The 19,270-nt window shown below is 36.8% G+C and carries 11 protein-coding genes and 2 pseudogenes; 2 read left to right on the plus strand and 11 right to left on the minus strand.

Annotated elements, in window-relative coordinates; all coding sequences use genetic code 11:
* Window positions 1-32 precede the first annotated feature (32 nt).
* A complete protein-coding gene (locus tag STRMA_RS05195; RefSeq protein WP_003082004.1) occupies window positions 33-929 on the minus strand; it encodes a LysR family transcriptional regulator in 897 nt (298 codons plus the stop codon).
* A gap of 157 nt (window positions 930-1,086) precedes the next feature.
* Here STRMA_RS05195 and STRMA_RS05200 point away from each other — a divergent pair, with 157 nt between their 5' ends.
* Together STRMA_RS05200 and STRMA_RS05205 are read left to right on the plus strand one after the other, a co-directional pair.
* On the plus strand, window positions 1,087-2,709 hold the full coding sequence (locus tag STRMA_RS05200; protein WP_003080023.1) for a malolactic enzyme: 1,623 nt from the start codon (window positions 1,087-1,089) through the stop codon (window positions 2,707-2,709).
* 20 nt (window positions 2,710-2,729) lie between these two features.
* Window positions 2,730-4,001 carry a 2-hydroxycarboxylate transporter family protein gene (locus STRMA_RS05205; RefSeq protein ID WP_003082387.1) on the plus strand — a complete coding sequence of 424 codons (1,272 nt, stop codon included), beginning with the start codon at window positions 2,730-2,732 and terminating at the stop codon, window positions 3,999-4,001.
* Between the two features lie 611 nt (window positions 4,002-4,612).
* On the opposite strand, the gene STRMA_RS05210 is transcribed toward STRMA_RS05205, so the two are convergent.
* The 10 genes and pseudogenes from STRMA_RS05210 to STRMA_RS05255 form a co-directional block, all read right to left on the minus strand.
* Window positions 4,613-4,972, minus strand: a complete 360-nt coding sequence (locus STRMA_RS05210) for a hypothetical protein (protein ID WP_040841579.1) — start codon at window positions 4,970-4,972, stop codon at window positions 4,613-4,615.
* Between the two features lie 44 nt (window positions 4,973-5,016).
* Window positions 5,017-5,124: pseudogene (locus tag STRMA_RS09645) on the minus strand (bacteriocin-type signal sequence); the annotation flags it as partial.
* A gap of 203 nt (window positions 5,125-5,327) precedes the next feature.
* Window positions 5,328-6,884, minus strand: a complete 1,557-nt coding sequence (locus tag STRMA_RS05220; RefSeq protein WP_003081032.1) for a DEAD/DEAH box helicase — start codon at window positions 6,882-6,884, stop codon at window positions 5,328-5,330.
* 289 nt (window positions 6,885-7,173) lie between these two features.
* Window positions 7,174-11,889, minus strand: a complete 4,716-nt coding sequence (locus tag STRMA_RS05225; protein WP_003079727.1) for an antigen I/II family LPXTG-anchored adhesin — start codon at window positions 11,887-11,889, stop codon at window positions 7,174-7,176.
* A 245-nt stretch (window positions 11,890-12,134) separates the two neighbouring features.
* Window positions 12,135-13,916, minus strand: a complete 1,782-nt coding sequence (locus STRMA_RS05230; RefSeq protein ID WP_003082415.1) for an SH3 domain-containing protein — start codon at window positions 13,914-13,916, stop codon at window positions 12,135-12,137.
* 607 nt (window positions 13,917-14,523) lie between these two features.
* The gene (locus STRMA_RS05235) at window positions 14,524-16,068 is read right to left on the minus strand and encodes a peptide chain release factor 3 (protein ID WP_003081974.1); all 1,545 of its coding nucleotides are present in this window, start codon (window positions 16,066-16,068) and stop codon (window positions 14,524-14,526) included.
* 185 nt (window positions 16,069-16,253) lie between these two features.
* Window positions 16,254-16,574, minus strand: a complete 321-nt coding sequence (locus tag STRMA_RS05240; protein WP_040841804.1) for a hypothetical protein — start codon at window positions 16,572-16,574, stop codon at window positions 16,254-16,256.
* A gap of 14 nt (window positions 16,575-16,588) precedes the next feature.
* Window positions 16,589-16,983 (minus strand): annotated as a pseudogene (locus STRMA_RS05245) (helix-turn-helix transcriptional regulator).
* Between the two features lie 141 nt (window positions 16,984-17,124).
* Window positions 17,125-17,805 (minus strand): YwaF family protein, encoded by a 681-nt coding sequence (locus tag STRMA_RS05250; RefSeq protein ID WP_003079716.1) that lies wholly within the window; start codon window positions 17,803-17,805, stop codon window positions 17,125-17,127.
* A 265-nt stretch (window positions 17,806-18,070) separates the two neighbouring features.
* Window positions 18,071-19,261 (minus strand): hypothetical protein, encoded by a 1,191-nt coding sequence (locus STRMA_RS05255; RefSeq protein WP_003080352.1) that lies wholly within the window; start codon window positions 19,259-19,261, stop codon window positions 18,071-18,073.
* Between the last annotated feature and the right edge of the window lie 9 nt (window positions 19,262-19,270).

A 19,270-nucleotide genomic window follows, 5' to 3' on the forward strand; every position in this document is an offset into this window, starting at 1 on the left:
TGAGTAGTTTTTTATGATACTTTGCCTTATTTTTATAATCCGTTTTCACCATTTAACTTTTCCAACCTATTTATTAAATCCTTTATAACTGTAGATAAAACGGCACGCTTAGGATAAGCATAGCTTACATGAAAACTCAGTTTTTCTTCATTTACAAGAGGAATTTTGACAAGTCCTTCAAAATCTGAAAAAAGAACAAAATCAGTCAGAAAAGTAATTCCCAAATTTTCTTTAACTAACTGACCAATTACAGAAAGCTCACTTAATTTAAATAAAATAGCAGCTTCATCATGATATTTTTCATTTAAATAATTAAAAGCATCTAAATGGATGTGTCCCTCATCTAGTAAAATAAAATTTTCTTGCAAAACATCTTTAAAAGACAGTTCTTTTCGCTTGGCAAAAGGATGCTTTTCTGAAACCACAATGTAAAACTGTCTTTGATAAAGTTCTTTGGTTACAAGTTTTGGATGTTCTAAAGAATGAAGACTGCCAATCAAACTAAAATCAAGGTCACCTGCAAGCAACTGCTGCAATAAATCATTGGAACCATCACCAAATATACTGATTGAAGACATAAAAGAGAGGTCATTCCCTTGTTCAATCATTTGTGATAAAATACGTGCTCTAATAATTGGAGGAAAACCAACTTTAACCTTCTTTTGAGAAACGCGTTTTATTTCCTTTTCAGAGATACTTAATTCAAGCAATATTGTTTCAGCATGCTGAGCAAGTATTTGACCTTGCTGCGTTAATATCACTGAACGATGAGAGGGATCCTTAATAAACAGATCGCAAGAAAACTGCTTTTCCAAACGTTTAACAGCATAGGTAACTGACGGCTGACTAACTTTAAAAGACTGAGCTACAGCAGTAAAAGAATGCAGCTGCGATAATTGGTAAAAATATTCTAAGTCTCTAACATTCATTTTTTACTCCTCCTTTCTCATTTTACCATAGAAAAAATTTTTTTATTATAAGCAGCATTTATAATAAATGGGCTAATTGACTATAAGTAAACTACACGTCTATAATGAATTTTGTAAGAATGATCTTATTAAAAAATAGTTATAGGAGACTAATAGAATGAAAGCACACAATGTTTTAAATGATCCTTTTTTAAATAAGGGGACAGCCTTTACAATGCAAGAACGACAAGAACTAAACCTGATGGGACTTTTACCTCCTCATATTCAAACGATCGAAGAACAAGCTCAACAAAGCTATAAACAATATCTTCAAAAAACATCTGATCTTGAAAAACGTTTGTTTTTGATGGAAATTTTTAATACAAATCGTACCCTTTTCTATTATCTTTTCAATCAGCATATCGTAGAGTTTAATCCAATTGTTTATGACCCAACTATTGCTGAAACGATAGAAAAGTACAGCGAATTGTTTATCGACCCTCAGTACGCTGCCTACCTTGATATTAATCATCCAGAAAATATTGAAACTATTTTAAAGAATGCTGCTGGCAATCGTGATATTCGCCTTATTGTTGTCACTGATGGTGAAGGTATCCTTGGCATTGGGGATTGGGGTGTTCAAGGTGTTGATATTTCTGTTGGCAAACTGATGATTTACACAGCAGCTGCTGGTATTGATCCCTCCTCAGTTATGCCTCTGGTTATTGATGCCGGCACTAACCGCAAAGAACTTTTAGAAAACCCTATGTATATTGGTAACCGGCATGAGCGTATCCGCGGCCATCAGTACTATGACTTTATTGATCAATTTGTTCAAACAGCTGAAAAGCTTTTCCCTAAACTTTATCTCCACTGGGAGGACTTCGGCCGAGCAAATGCTGCTACTATTTTGAACAAATATAAAGATAAAATTCCAACCTTTAATGATGATATTCAAGGAACAGGTATTGTTGTCCTAGGAGGAATTTTCGGTGCTCTTGATATAACTGGTGAAAAATTAACGGATCAAATATACCTTTGCTATGGCGGTGGTTCAGCTGGTGCTGGTATCGCTTCTCGTGTCCACGCTGAAATGGTTAGCGAAGGGCTGTCAGCAAAGGAAGCCTACAAACATTTTTATATGATTGATAAACAAGGCCTTCTTTTTGATGACATGGATGACCTGACACCAGAACAAAAACCATTTGCTAAAAAACGTTCTGATTTCGCTCATGCTTCTGACATGACAAATTTGCTTGATGTCATTAAAGCAGTAAAACCAACGATTTTAGTTGGTACTTCAACTGATGCTGGCTCATTCACACAAGAAGTTGTTGAAGCAATGTGTCATAATACTGAACGTCCTATTATTTTTCCTATTTCTAACCCAACTAAAAAGTTAGAAGCTACTGCTGAGCAGGTCATCCAATGGTCAGACGGAAAAGCTTTCGTTGCTACTGGTGTTCCTTCAGGAACTGTTCCTTACAAAGGAGTTGATTATCAAATTGGCCAAGCCAATAACGCTTTGATCTATCCAGGACTTGGACTTGGTATGCTAGCTTCAGAAGCCAAACTCCTAACAGATGAAATGATTGGCGCTGCCGCTCACTCGCTCAGCGGTCTAGTAGATCCAGGTCAAGCAGGCGCACCAGTTCTTCCTCCATTCCAATACGTCGCTGAAGTCTCTATCAAAGTCGCTGAAGCTGTTGCCAAAAAAGCTCAGGAACAAGGATTAGCACAAGCTGAAGAAAAAGATATGGCAAAAGCTGTTCGTGATCTGAAATGGTATCCTAAATACTGAGAAAGGACTGACCTTACAAAATGAAAAAACGAAACGATATTAAAATTTCAGGAGTCAGTTTACCTTTATATACTGCATTTGTTATCGTGTTAGCTATCACAGTCTGGATAGGTAAACTGCCTCTGAACATGGTAGGAATTACCTTTCTTCTTGTGATTCTTGGCCACCTTTTCTACTTTATCGGGGAAAAACTTCCTATTTTTAATTCCTATCTTGGGGGAGGCTCTGTCTTTTGTCTCTTGGCCGCAGCAATCCTTGCTTCCACTGGAATAATTCCCAAAGAAATTGTTGCTGCAACAGCTACATTCATGAATAAATGGGGCTTTCTTGATTTTTATATCGCAGCTCTTATTTGCGGATCTATTCTCGGTATGAATCGCAATCTTTTAGTAAAAGCTTCCGCTCGCTTTATTCCTGTAGCTTTAATATCAATGATCATTGGTTTCTTTGCAGTTGGCGGTATGGGAGCTATTTTAGGCCAAGGCTTCGGACACTCTGTTATGTATATTTCTATGGCACAAATGGCCGGAGGTATGGGAGCCGGTATTGTCCCGCTTTCAACAATTTATGCCAATGGTTTGCATAGCAGCCAGCAGCATATCCTTTCTCAATTAGCTCCTGCCACTACTCTTGGAAATATATTTGCTATTATAGGTGCCATTTTTATAGCTAAAGCCTTTGCAAAAACAAAATACAATGGACATGGCGTCTTAATTCCAGTCAGCAAAGATGAACTTAAAAAACCTAAGATTGAATTGGATGCTGCCAAAATTGGTCTTGGTTTAATGTTTGCTTTTATGCTCTTTCTGATTGGTGTTATCTTCAACTCCTTTATCCCCAAAGTACATAGTTATGCTTTTATGATTATTATTGTCTTTATCTTAAAAGCAACAAATACTGTCCCAAAAGCGCTTGAAGAAGCCGTTATTATGTTTAACCAAGTTATTATGATCAACCTAACCCATGCTGTCTTAGCAGGAATTGGTTTATCCATGATTGACTTATCTTCACTTGCTCATGCCATGACCTGGCAGTTTGTCCTTCTTAGTTTAACATCTGTTGTTTCCATGGGACTTGCAAGTGCTGTTTTAGGAAAATTATTAGGACTGTATCCTCTTGAAACAGCTATTTGTGCCGGTATGATCAATAACTCAATGGGCGGTACCGGCAACATTGCTGTTTTATCTGCCGCCAATCGCATGGAAATGATTGCTTTTGCGCAAATGGCTAACCGCCTTGGCGGTGCTATAGTCCTTATTTGCGGCGGCATTCTTATTCAATTTCTCCATTAATTCTAAGTGATTAAACACAGTTTAGCTATACCTTAAAAATAATATTTTCAAAAAGCTCTATAGACAAACAAGGTACAAGAAACAATGAAGAGCTGAGCTAGTGTGGTTTCATTTTAAAAATCCCTTGGCTTTACAGAAATGAACTAAAAGTCCAATTTAGCACTGTCACTAGTTTAAGTTTACACTTTCTTATGACACATCTTAAGAGCAAAAATTTCAAAAGAAAAACACCCCAAAAGTTAGACAAAAATCTAACGATTGGGGTGTTTTTTGCTGAAATAAACTTATGAAGATAAACTAACTATATATGATATGATCTAAAAAATAGGACATCTTGGCCTCAGATTAGTCAGATGTATGGTGTGAATAATTCAAGCCTTACCTATACGTTACGGTTCATGGATAGATATGGAGTTGAGATAGTTAAGAAAGAAAAAGAAGATATAACAGACTGAAGACAAGCTATTTTTTCAACGTCAAAATGTTTTAACTCTGTCAATTTAATTTCTCTTATTTACGCAAGCAAAGCAAGTTCCAAAGGAGGCTACTGCCGTCCGTATCACCCAAGGAAAGCCTCAAAAGAAGACTCTGTCTTCAATCTGAGATATAAATCAATGATTTTTATCCATCTTTATCCATCTGACAATACCAGCCACCAGCAATACTGTTATTAAACCAAAAGCTATGAGTGCTGCTGTACTAGCAAATGTTCCAGATATAGCATCAACCCTATATAGTAACTGCATAATTGAAACTACTGTCAGTATGATCAATAACGAGGATTCAATCCTAATCAGAGAAGTCATTTGATTGTCAACTGTTCGTAAAAACCCAGGAAGTAGCATTAAGGTAACAATAATCAAAAATAGATTAGAAAATATTCCCTCCCCATTATTGAAGGGCCAAATCATCAATAAATTAGTGATAACATTTAGAGATGAACAAAAAATAAACGAGCTTTTTTTTGTCATTATCAATACCTCAAACAATTGAAAATATTATAATTCAAATCATTTTAATCTAATGTTGCTGCACCGTAACCTATCATCCCTCCTGCAGCAGCAGATGTAAGTAGATAAGCAGCACCAAGTCCCCAACCAATTGGACCAGTCACTGCACAAATTCTCAAATAAAATGTCAAAAAACGTTGCAGGTTCTGCGTCCTATTCTCTATTTGTCTTTATCCGCGGATACTCTTTGTATCTTGAGCCTAGATATGGAAAATTTCAAAATCTGAAATAGCTTATAAAGCTATTTCAGATCGTCTCCATGTGGAAAGCCTCAAAAAGCTCTTTTGAAATACATCTTTCAAGAGAGCTTGACTGGTTATCTATCCCCTTTATTACGAATGGTAAAGCCATTTTTCTTTTCGCTTGATGTGCGGTGAGGGCGTTTATTGCCTTTATTTTCAAAATCTTTGCGGTTTTTATTGGATATTCGTTTAAATTCTCGGTTATTGTCACGTTTATTGCGGCGGCTATCTCGTCCGCCCTTGCGATTAGCACGGCGGCGGTTATTTCCTTTATTGTTTTTACCCCCAAAGAATTTAAAAGGCAGCGGTTTTTCCCTAGCAATTTCCACTTTTGGCAACATTTCTGGATCTTGGACAGTTAGGCTTAAGATATATTGTGCCAATTCTTCTGGTGAAAATTCAGCAGCTAATTTTTGAGCATCCGCAGTGAATTTGTTAAAGTTAGCCCGAACTTTTTCATCTTCAAAGTCACGTTCAATTTTTTTAAGGGCAACTTTTTTAGTCGCTTGAAAAGCTTCTTGTGCCGTCGCAGGCTTCAATCCCTTCATGCGCTTTTTGGTCAAATTCTCAATAATTTGCAGATAGCCCATTTCATTAGGCGCTACAAAAGTAATGGATTGTCCATGCTTACCAGCACGGCCCGTACGGCCAATACGGTGAACATAACTTTCAGGATCTTGAGGAATATCATAGTTATAAACCTGAGTAACTCCTGAGATATCCAGTCCGCGTGCCGCTACGTCTGTAGCAACCAAAATATCAAGGTTGTCATTCTTAAAATCACGCAAAACACGCAGACGTTTCCCTTGATCAAGATCGCCATGAATACCTTCTGCACGGTAACCGCGTAATTTTAAACCACGCGTTAATTCATCAACACGACGTTTAGTACGGCCAAAAACAATAGAAAGTTCAGGCTGCTCCACATCTATTAAGCGAGTCATCGTATCAAATTTTTCATTTTCTTTAACACGGACATAGTATTGATCTACCAAATCAGTCGTCAATTCTTTGGCTGCAATCTTAACATGTTCAGGATCTTTCATAAATTTGACACCAATACGCTTGATGGCATCTGGCATAGTAGCAGAAAAAAGCAAGGTCTGACGAGATTCAGGGACATGTGAAATAATAGCTTCAATATCCTCTAAAAAGCCCATATTAAGCATCTCATCGGCTTCATCTAAAATAAGCGTTTCAACATGATTTAGTTTCAGCGCCTTGCGTTTAATCAGATCCAGCAGGCGCCCTGGTGTTCCAACAACGATATGCGCACCAGATTTCAGTGCTTTAATTTGTTTTTCAATACTTGATCCGCCATAAACAGAGCGAACTTTAATCTTTTTTCCGCGTCCGAACCGAAAGAGTTCTTCTTGACTTTGAACGGCTAATTCTCGTGTAGGTGCAATGACAAGGGCTTGAACCTTGTCATTTGTAACGTCAATCTTATTTAAGGTTGGCAGGCCAAAAGCTGCTGTTTTCCCCGTTCCAGTTTGTGCCTGGCCAATTACATCTCTTCCTTCAAGTGCAAGAGGAATTGTTAATTCTTGAATAGGTGAGGGCTCTACAAAGCCTGCTTTTTCAACGGCCGAAAGAATATCTTCTGCTAAATTTAATTCTGTAAATTTCAATGGTTTCTCTTTCTAAAAGGCAGTACGAAGCTGCCTTATCAAATGTAAGTAATGTGTAACTAAATTATTATATCATTTTATTATTAAGAAAGATAGTTAAAAATTCAGTTAAATTCTTTAACGGCATCCTCATAACAGCACAAAATCAGGCTTATTTAAATTCTTTTCAAGTATTTATCTGAGCTAGAAGAGAAAAATTTTAAATACAGCAAAATTAAAAATTCCTACAATGGCTATAGTTTATGTAAAAAGCCTGAGGCACTAATAACCTCAGACTGTAATTGTATCTTTAATTCTTTTTACCTTTTAAACCTAGTAAGCTAAATCCGGCAACCAAGCTAACCAAACCTAGTAAAGGCATATAAGCATTATCTGTTACACCTGTATTTGGCAGTGTTTTTTGAACAGAACTAGGTTGATAAGCAGTTAAATGAGGCTTATAGCTGACAACAGTTGAAGCCCGTGGTGTGAATGGATCTTGCGGATCTGTAGGATCAGGATCTTGAGGATCCTCTGGTTTTTGAGGCTCAGGTGTTGTCGTTTTCACTGTGTTAGAGCTATAGGCAACACCGTTGACAGTATTAATATAGGTATTTTCAAAAGTACCGACTGCAATCCGTTTCATTTGGATATAGCTTTCAGCTTGGAAAGCTGAATCAACTGAAACAGAGCGCAGGAAGTCTTCTTTGAATTTAATAGTGATCATACCTCTAGCACTATCAACTTCAGCTTGTGTATACTGAGTCAGATCAGTACCAGACTGGATGGTCCTTCCATTTTTAAGCGTGATATTCACCTTGGCAAAAACCTTATATTGTCCAGTGTATTGATCTCCAGTTTGATCATAATTATCATAGAAGTTGTATTCAAAAAGTTCTTCTGAATGAGCTGCTGGAATAACACCGCCAATCAAACGGTAATTAAAGACTGTATTTAGCGGGATACTTTGACCATCAACATTGTTTGTATCAGCAGGATCAAGTGTTAAAGTAACATCCTTTTTAGGATCAATCTTAGGAACATTATTGGTGACAATATCTGTGGCATAACCATTACCAAAGTCAATTTGATAAGCTCGGTTTTTATAACTGCCGCCTGTTTGACCCATTTGTGCTTTAACAACCATTGGAGAGACAATCTTTATACTAATCCCATTTCTGACATAGGTATCGTAGAAAACCCGTGGTTCATCTGCAGAAAAGATTTGGAAAGCACCTTTAGGTTTAATCCCTGCTTTAGAAAGAACTTCTCTAATTTTTTGAGGAGCAGCTTCAAGACTAGTATAATGAGCTACACTAATACCAGTAACCTCATTGCCGCTGGCATCCGTTATTTTAACTAAATCCTGACGCAAATCAAGTGCTTCTTCTGGATAATCATCAACATAGTAAAATCCTTTTTGGATAGTATCGGCTGAGGAACGATCATTCTTATATTGATCCAAATCCCAAGTCAGCTCATAATAATTAGTTGATCCTGCAAGAACAGTCTTACCATCAATAACCACGCCGTTTTTGTTCTTGTTTACTTTGCTTGGTTTGATGTAGTTGTTATTTGGATTATCCGGATCATTTGGTTTACCAGGAGTTGTCACCCGAACAATATTGGACTTAATACCGTAAGCATCATTGACTGTCAGCGTGAAGTTATTCTTATAAGTTGCACCATCATTAAGGACTTGTCCTACTATGGTCGGATAAACCGTTGCCACTGACTTGGTCAGATCAGCATTAAAAGCAGCTAAAGTTTGTGCATTTGCTTTGAAGGTAACTGTATTTGTCGCTGAATCATAGCTAACATCAAAGCCAGGACTTGCCTCTTTTGTTTTTTCAAGATTAAATTGATAACCAGATGGTAATGGATCTACCAAAACAAAGGAAGTCGTCTCATCACGTCCAGCTGGTAGATCAGCCGTCTTCAACTGAAACTTAACGATAGACTGTTTAGCTACCAGCGTTTTATCAATATTCGCATCATTATTATTTTTGATTTCTTTATTTACTTGTGGCTGTACGGCTAACTTAAAGTAATGGAAGTGAACAGTTGGTACAGCTGGAGCCGGAGGCGTCTTCTTATAGACAGGATCTGCTGGCGGCGTTGGTAACACCTCATAAGTTGGTTCAACAGGCTTGTCTGGTTCTGGTTGATCTGGTGTTGGTGTAGGCGGTGTTGGCTCTGCTTCATAGCTTGGCGCAACAGGAGCCGGCTCTAATGGTTTTTCGCTCTCATAAGTCGGCTCTGTCGGCTTATTGGGCTCTTCCTGATTCGGTGTTCTGGTCGGAGGTGTCGGCTCTGCCTCATAGCTTGGCGCAACAGGAGCCGGCTCTAATGGTTTTTCGCTCTCATAAGTCGGCTCTGTCGGCTTATTGGGCTCTTCCTGATTCGGTGTTCTGGTCGGAGGTGTCGGCTCTGCCTCATAGCTTGGCGCAACAGGAGCCGGCTCTAATGGTTTTTCGCTCTCATAAGTTGGTTGAGTTGGAGCTGTTGGTTCCACCGGTGGTGTTGGTTTTTCTTTTGTCACCTTAGGAACATTAACCGCACGAATCTTACCATTGAGGGAATACCAAATATTTGGTTTTTTACCTGCCGTATTATCTTTTCCAGGAACAACTGGCATTTCAGAAATAGGCATTACATTTGTTGCGGAGGTTGCTCCTATTGTAATACTATTATTAGGGCCAGACATCTTAATAGCACCTGCACCATACCAAGAGTTAGGCGCATCTGAAGTATCCCAGCCAGAACCCGGTTGACTATTCTTATACATAGTCCAACGGGAACCACCTTCACCCTGTTTAAAGTTTAGGGTATCCGTTGCATAAATCATGCCATTTTTCTCACCAATGGATGACCCTGAAATTTTAACAAATTTACCCGTATAATCTTTGGCCATCTCAATAGAATTGTTTTCACGATTAAGAGAAGCCACTGATAGCAAGGCATTATCAAAGTTGATCGGATTTCCCTCTTCATCATAAAAAGTGAACTCATTTTTAATAAAGATAGAGGTATCTTTTTCATCTTGGCCTGTATAAGCAGATGCGAAGACCCCGAGAGTTGGATCAGTAAAAATACCTAACCAAACCTTTTTACCCTTAAATTTTGATTCAGGATCTACTGTATACTTGTAAACAATTTTAGAAATCTTTTTACCATTATAGTAGGAATTTTGAAGATTGGTATAGGTTGCCGTAGCACTTTGACCGCGTTCTAATAGTACAGAACCCCATTTTACTTCTGTTTTATTGCCTACATTTGTTGTCCAATCTGATTTATCACCTATATTCCCATATAACTCCATAGATGATGTAGTCGCATTTGCATTTTCTAGGTATTTAACATTAAGGTTATCTAATTGGAGGTTCTTTTTACTATATTGAGCTGTATCTTGCTTAAAAGCATCATCCACAGCAGAAGCTTTAAGAAATTTACCATTTGTTGTCAAAGATAAATTCGCATTTGGTTCAAGATCGTAGACCAAGCTTTGAGCAGAAGGTTCAGTTAAGTTCCCATCTTCATTTTTATGTTTTTCTAGTTCAGCTAGCGCTGCCTTAATAGCTGCCTGCTCATCTTCATAGGCTTTGAGCTTGCTTGGATATTCGGCTACATCTTTTTGATACTTGGCAAGATCAGTTTGATATTTAGCAAGTTTAGCTTCATAATCTGCTTTTGCTGCCGCATTGCGCTGTTTGATGGCTTCATTTTCAGCTGTAATCGCGGCATTGGCCGCTGTATTTTCTGCTACTGCTTTTTCATAGGCAGCTTTTGCTTGTGCATTAGCTTTTTGAACACGTTCTAATTCTGCTTGATAGGCGGCTAATTTGGTTTGATAATCTGCTTCATTATCTGCATTGGCTTTTTTCACTGCAGCTAAATCTGTTTCATATTGCTTAAGCGCAGCTTCATAGTTCGCTTTTGCTGCCGCATTGCGCTGTTTGATGGCTTCATTTTCAGCTGTAATCGCTGCATTAGTCGCTGTATTTTCTGCTACTGCTTTTTCATAGGCAGCTTTTGCTTGTGCATTATCTTTTTGAACACGTTCTAATTCTGCTTGATAGGCGGCTAATTTGGTTTGATAATCTGCTTCATTATCTGCATTGGCTTTTTTCACTGCAGCCAAATCTGCTTCATATTGAGCCATTTTAGCTTCATATTCAGCCTTAGCAGCGGCATTGCGTTTTCTAATTTCTTCATTAGCAGCAGCTAATTCTGCATTTTTAGCGTTATTAGCAGCTACAGCAGCATCGTAGGCAGCTTTTGCTTGTGCATTAGCCTTTTGAACACGTTCTAATTCTGCTTGATAGGCTGCAAGTGCTGCTTTGTAGGCTGCTTGATTATCGGAATTCGTTTTTTGCACAGCTCCTAAATCTTTTTGATATTGTGCTAGCTTAGCTTCATAATCCGTTTTTGCCGCAGCATTAGCAGCATTAATACGATCTACTTCCGCTTTATGAGCTGCCATATCTTTATCATATTGTTCTTTAGTAGCTTGATTTTCAGCATTAATCTTAGAAACTTCTGCTTCATGAGCAGCTACATCTGACTTATATTGCTCTGTTGTCTTTTTAATGTCTTCAGCTTGCTTATTATAATTTTCTTTAATTTCAGTTTCTTTTTGGTCAGCCTCTTGAGCTGTTTGTACCGTACCTTTGTCAACAGTTTCATCTTGAACAACATTGACACCAGCAGCTTGAGCATCTGATACTGCTTGATTAATATCAGTTTTAGGTACATCTACTGATATTGAACCATTTGACTCTCCAGCTTGTTTTTGACTCTGTTCTGCTTCATTACTTGCATTTCCTTGAGCTTCTGGCAGATTGGTTGCTGGATTTCCGGTTTGGCTTCCAACCACTTTAGTATCAACATCACTAGTCGTAGTCGTTTCATCAGCAAAAACATTTTGTCCTGCCATAGAAACTGCTGCTACTGTCCCTAGAACAGCACCGCAAAGTGTTTTACTAACCTTACTTTTACGAAAACCGTAAGTTTTTTTGACTTTCATGAATCCTCCAAATCAAAATGATATTCAATCTTCAATTATTTTTTTGTAACAATAATTAATCAAATTGTAAACTTATTTATTTGAATTGTCAAATTTATTGCTTGAAAAATAAAAAGATCAGTTTTTAGACCAAAAATTAGAACGAATGATAAAATAAATCATTCGTTCTAATCAGACTGCCTATTTAGACAAGAGATTAGCGGCTACTTTTATCTGCTTATCTCAAACAGAGCATTCCTCTTTTTTTAAGCAATTATGATATAACGCCGGATGCCGCTATAAGAGATATAGCTAATCCATTGGTGACCATCTGTTTTTAGCACTTTATCATAATAGACACTGTCTCCTTTATTAAAGGAGAATAGATCTGGACTGCCTGCTTTTGCTTCATTTTTAACACCGACACGTTTTGTAAAACGATAGGTTCCTTGTAAAGGCAAGTTAATAGTTGGTGATAATGATTGACTTTGTTTTCTTGGTTTAGGGGCAGAAGCAGAAAGCAGCGGTATATAACGGCGTATACCGCTATAGGAAATATAACTAATCCATTGGTAGCCATCATTCTCAAGAACCTTATCATAATTGATTCTTTCGCCAGATTTGAATGTAAACTGAGTTGCACTTGACATTTTAGGTTCATTTTTAACACTAACTTCTTTAGTAAAGGTATAACTTCCTCGTGCAGGAAGGTTTAGTCTAGCTCTATTATCCTTTTTAGGTGCTTCCACTGTAGTTGACCTAGCTCCAACGCCTACTTGCTGACCATTGCCAAGCAAATAATAGAGATGAATATTATACTGGCCAGTACTATTCTTATGATCTTTTATCTTAACTGTTACCTTATAATGATTGTCTTTTTGCTTATTAGCACGGTACCAAATGAGATCATCTTGACCATTTTCTTCTGACCAAACTGGAACTAGAACAGTCCTTAAACCCTGATTGCTGGAAACTTCAGAAATCACAACATCAAATTGTTGACTGCTCTTATTTTGAATAGTGATCTTTCCGCTGACTTTAATAGCAGAAGGTTTTGCCGGTGCAGCCGATTCTCCAATTAAAACATAACGGCGAATACCGCTGTATGAAATGTAACTAAGCCATTGATGATTGTCTGCATTTAAAACCTTATCATAATAAACTTGATCTCCTTTATAAAAAGAGAACTGTGTTGGACTAGATACTTTGGGTTCATTTTTAACATCTGTCTGTTTCGTAAAGTGATAAGTCCCTTGTGAAGATAGGCTATTTTTAATCTCTTTATTTGCAGCTGCTGAAGTTGTTTTTGTAGCAAAAATTGGAGCATAGCGGCGAACTCCGCTATAGGAAATATAACTAAGCCATTGGTAGCCATCATTCTCAAGAAGCTTATCATAATAAACTTTTTGTCCTGCATCAAAGAAAAATTGATTAGGACTAGATTCTTTTGGCTCATTCTTAACAGCTGTCCGTTTTTTGAAAACATAATTTCCCCGAGGTGCTAACGAAGGCTGTGCCGGACTTTTTTGAACAGTTTGTTTCTTCAGCTGAACTTGGGCCTTCTTGGCTTGCAGCTGGACATTTTGAGCTGTTTTAACCGTTTTATCTTTAGCAGTATTTGAAGCCTCCTTCACATCAGCCAAAGCCAAATTTGTTTTTTCTTTTGTAGGATTTTTAGCAACATTATGGCTGGTCTTAGCTTCAGCATACTCTGCTGCTGTTTTAGCAGTTAAAGTTTCTGAAGAAGCAGGCTTTAATGCATTATTGCTCATATTTTCTTCTTTAACAACAGCAGACTGAGCAGCAGAATCAATTGTAACAGCTGACCCTTCCTTTGTTTTCTGATCAGTCGGGCTTTCTGCATTCTTCTGTTCGGTTGGTTGAACAGAAATATTTCCTTCTGAAGATACTTGTGCTAACTGATCATCAGCTGCTGCATTTTGAACACCTAAAAATAGAACACAGCCGATAAGAACTGAGGCCGCTCCAAATGTGTACTTACGAATGGAAAACCGTTGTTCTTGATGGTTATAAAAATTCTTTTTCATGCTATAAGCCTCTTTCTAATTAAATTGTAAGCCTTTTCAAAAATTATTATGACATTTTTTAAAATGATAAAGCAGTTATAGCCATAACAGATCTAATAGCTCTGACTAAACCAATGGTTTTCTTTAAAAATTTTAAGTCATAATAGTTGTTGATATAGAGTAATGACAATAAGTCAGTATTGTTTTTTATTTCATATTTGCTAGACTTATCACACTTTTATTGTAACACTATAGAAATATAAATCAATACAAAAAGTAATTTTTCTGATTATTTTTATTAAAATTTCTGCAAAATTCTCTATGCTCATGTGATAAGCTGGTTTAACTTTGATGCTTATAGATATTGCTAAAGGTTTGACAATAAAGATGAAGCTGGTCAAAAGACCAGCCTCATTTAAAATTAGAAGTATCCGTTCAAATATTAAGATTGCAGTAATTAGGAAAAATGGACTTTCTAGCCAAACCCTGAAAAGAGAAAATGAGGAAAAACCGTTTTTTAGGTAGTCACGGTTTCCCCCATTTCTATTTATGAAATTTATTGTAAAAAAGAAAAATTCTAAAGCTTTATGGTAAGTTTGCGCTAGCTTAACAATTAAACAAGCATTTTTTACATTTTTTCTTCTAATGCTATATCAGGGTATTTATCTACAAACCAGCGAAGGGCAAAATCATTTTCAAAAAGGAAAACGGGGTTATTAAAACGATCTTTAGCCAAAATATTTCTGCTGGAAGACATGCGCTCATCCAGCTCATCTTCTTTAATCCAGCGAACTGTTTTTTTACCCATAGGTGTCATGACAACCTCTGCATTATACTCGCCTTCCATACGATATTTAAAGACTTCAAACTGGAGCTGCCCAACAGCACCCAGCATGTATTCGCCCGTTTGATAATTGGTATAGAGCTGGATAGCACCTTCTTGTACAAGCTGTTCAATTCCTTTATGAAAGGACTTTTGTTTCATAACATTTTTAGCAGAAACCTTCATAAAAAGTTCTGGGGTAAAGGTTGGCAAAGGTTCAAATTCAAATTTGTTTTTGCCAACCGTTAAAGTATCTCCGACTTGATAAGTTCCTGTATCGTAAACACCGATAATATCCCCTGCCACAGCATTAGCAACATTTTCACGGCTTTCAGCCATAAACTGGGTCACATTGGATAATTTTGCTTTCTTGCCAGTCCTAGTCAGATTAACCGACATCCCCTTTTCGAATTCTCCTGATACAATACGTACAAAGGCAATCCGATCACGGTGACGTGGATCCATATTAGCTTGAATTTTAAAAACAAAACCTGAAAAATCCTTATTGAGAGGCTCAACAATTTCGCCATCTGTTCTCTTATGCCCGTGAGGTTCAGGCGCAAATTGTAAAAATAAATCGAGAAAAGTTTGAACGCCAAAGTTTGTTAAAGCAGAACCAAAAAAGACAGGAGTCAATTCTCCCTTTAAAACAGCTGTTTCTGAAAATTCATTGCCTGCTTCCTGCAGTAATTCCACATCTTCTAATGCTTGCTTATAAAAAGGATTATTTGAAAAAAGCTCGGATCCATTTTCAAGAGAAGCAAAACGTTCCTCACCTTTATAAAGCTCAAGCCGCTTGTTGTACAAATCATAGAGACCTTCAAAAGATCTCCCCATCCCAATAGGCCAATTCATCGGATAGCTTGCAATTCCAAGTACTTCTTCCAGCTCTTCTAGAAGGTCAAGCGGTTCGCGGCCATCACGGTCTAATTTATTAATAAAAGTGAAAACTGGAATGCCGCGATGTTTGACAACTTCAAAAAGTTTTTTAGTCTGGGCTTCAATCCCTTTAGCAGAGTCCACCACCATAACTGCAGCATCTACTGCCATAAGCGTACGGTAGGTATCTTCAGAAAAGTCCTCATGGCCTGGCGTATCTAAGATATTAATACGCTTACCCAAATAGTCAAACTGCATAACCGATGAAGTTACTGAGATACCCCGCTGTTTCTCAATATCCATCCAGTCAGATTTAGCAAACTGGCCTGTTTTCTTTCCTTTTACTGTACCAGCTTCGCGGATTTCACCTCCAAAATAAAGCAACTGCTCTGTAATCGTTGTCTTACCGGCATCCGGGTGAGAAATAATGGCAAAAGTTCGGCGTTTTTTTATTTCATCTTGAATTGTCATCAGGTCCTCTTTTTCTTTTTTGCTTATACTTTCTATTTCTGTGAAAACTCTGATTATATCGGAATTTCCTCTACTCTTTCAACCTACCTATTATAGCGGATTTAACTCATTTTTTCAATAATCTAAAAAAGATAAGAATCACTCCTAAGGGCGATTCTTATCTTTTAATTTCAGTGATTTAGTCTTTAAAAATTGACAATAAAAGTACTGATCAGGAAGATTCCTAAAATAAACGTTAAAACTAACAAATACAAAACTCGTCTTTTCCTAATTTGGAAAACTTCTTTTTCTTCTGCAGTCATGGAGACAATAGCTTTATTTCGCATTAACAGATAGGTCGGCAAACCCTCTCCATGTTGTCCTCCAGCTGTAAAGAAAGCCCAGAACCTAGGATGTTTCATCCCACGAGCTGCAGCATCTAGTTCAACCAATTTGAACAATTGATACAGCATCAACCCTTCTGTCACAACGAGCAAAAAAATCAAAGTAAGCATATACCAAGTCATCATGATGAAACCTCCTATATTTTACGAATAATTTGCACCAATATATAACCTGTGGTGCTCATAACCAAAGCTATCGCTAATAGAGTTAAGAGATAACTTTTGGAAATTGGAGTGATAGGGACAAAAGACAGATATTACATAAAAAGGCAAGTAAAATTTTCCGATTGCTCTTAACGATATTTGTCGAATCTTCTAAGTGTTGAATCATGTTCTTATCTCCTTTCAGCAACTCATCTAAACTAACCTGATACAAATCGCTTAATTGCAAAATGTATAAAATATCAGGATAAAACTTCTCATTTTCCCAATTAGAGATTGTCTGTCTAGATACATTTAATTTTTCTGCAACATTTTCTTGTGTTAATCCGCATGCATGGCGTGCTCCTTTTAACTTTTTTCCAATCTCCATTATCTCTTTCCTATCTTTCTATCTTCATTTTATCTTTTTCTTTTAAAAAATCTAGCAAAATTTTTTGACATTGCGAAAAAATAATAAAAAATCCTGTCAAATTAACTTGACAGGGAGAATTCTGCTTGAGAAGAATAATTTTTATATCAAGTCTGCTTTCTTATTCCAATACTTTTTAAAATACTCATCCAAAGCCAGGAGTGCTGCAGAAAGAATCGTTGATACAGCTAAATAGTTAAAAAAGATGTTCTCACCCTTAATAAAAGGCGGATGCGTCATCAAGCCGTAATTTCCACCAGTTAGCTGATTAACTCCCACTAACAATAAATCTAAACTAAAAGTGAGCAGAATAATCCTATATTTCTCAAGCAGCTGCTTATCATAGTAGTTCATAAGATAAACTAGAGAATTGACCAAGAGACAGTAATGTCCCAGAAGAAATGAGAAGCCAGTAATATGTGGAAAATCATAAGGGTCAAAAACCGGGTAGCCTAATGCAAAGAGTGCTCCGCTTGCTCCCATTAAAGCAAAATACTGTTTAAATCGGCTTTTATCCGGTAAAAATAGTAAGGCAAACATAGCTAAGCGGCAATGATAGAGCGGTAAACTATTGGAAAGGGGAATAGCAGACAGCAGGTACCAACTATAAAGAAAAAACAGCTGAATCCCCTGAATAATCTTAAAAGTCTTGCTATAAAGAGGATAACGATAATATTTTAGTGAAGTATAAATGAAAAAAAGCAGAAAAAACAACATCAAAACATACAGGTAAAAAGGGATAGCAGGCGGCTGTGTTTGATAGGTCGTAAAAAATGCTTTCATGTTCATCTCTTTCATCAATTTTTATCTTAGTCACATCAGATACAGTCCTCTTCATTATAAATGTTCTTGACTTAGCCGTCAATGTCAATAAAACTAAGAAAAGAGAACTTGATACTCTGCGAAAATCCCTTCAAACTACATCAAGGGCACCTTGCCGTACCTTAGCACTGCCTGTAGCTAGCTTCTTCGTTTGCTTTTTGATTTTCATTGAGTATGATACAGTGTTTTGAGAGCATTTTAAAATGTCATCTGCAGCTACAAGACCTTATATTCTTGCACCAATACTCCTTGGTTTTCTAGAAATAGAGAAATAATCAAATAGCATGATAGAACTGATACAGAAACTAACGCCATAATCCTCCATCATAGCTGTCATAAAAGTGGCCAATATCAAAATAAAATGATAGAGCGTAATATTCTTCTTCATCAGCTGAAAACCAATCATAATCGGAAAGAGCAGATAAACGAATAAGCCCTGACGCATTAAAGAGTCAACATAAAAATTTTCATTAAAAATTCTGCTGCCATCTGCATAGTGCAAATCCGGAATTTTTCTAGGTGTTAAAGAAAATGAATACTTTAACAAATACCTATGAGCATTGCTTAATCGTCCAGTAAAGGCTTTATTTAGTACAGAAGACAAGGGGGAGCCCGCCTTATAAAAATAAGATAGGGCTGTCCCAACAATAAAGATAATGATAATATCTACAAATAAAACATCTCCAGATAATTCAACTTTTAAAAGCTGAGTTTTAAATACAGAACAGAAAATAACCAAAATAAAGGCCATCAAACCTGTTCTTGAATCTGTTATGGAATAAATGAGTAAACTAAATAAAATCATCGATAATGTTTCAAGCAAGTTCGTTGATTTTTCTTTCATCAAGGAAAAGTCATAAAGAAGACTGGCTGCAAACATACTCAAAGAATTAGGATGCATAAAGCCATAGGAATGACGTACTAAATGAAGAGACGCTCTATAAGAAGTAACGTCTGGCAGCTGCCCTCTGACATAAAAGAACAAGACCCCAATCGCTAAGAAAAATTTAGCATAAAAAAGAAAACGTATTAAATCAGTTTGCTTAGGATCAATCGATACTGAGAGTAAAAAGAAGCTTAATATAGAAAAATCTGAAGAATGATCCAAAAGATAAAAGGAAGAAGGCATTAATATTATAAAAACCAGACTGGCAAAAATAGCATAAGCTTTTTTTAAAGTCAGTTTCGTTAGATAAGTATGCCAAATAAAAGCCAGCAGACTAAGGCATAATGAAAAAATGGTATAAAGCTGATAAGAATCTCCTGGAATATAGCGTTTAAAAAAATAAGTATAGATAGCTACAATAACAGCTAAAGTATAAAAATAACGATAATAGTTTACAGGTTTATTTCCAAGAAACGGCCAACTTTCTATTAATCTATTTATGCTATGTTTCCTTGAATGTCTATCTATCATCAATCCTCA

It is taken from the genome of Streptococcus macacae NCTC 11558, assembly GCF_000187995.2.
Classification (GTDB): domain Bacteria; phylum Bacillota; class Bacilli; order Lactobacillales; family Streptococcaceae; genus Streptococcus; species Streptococcus macacae.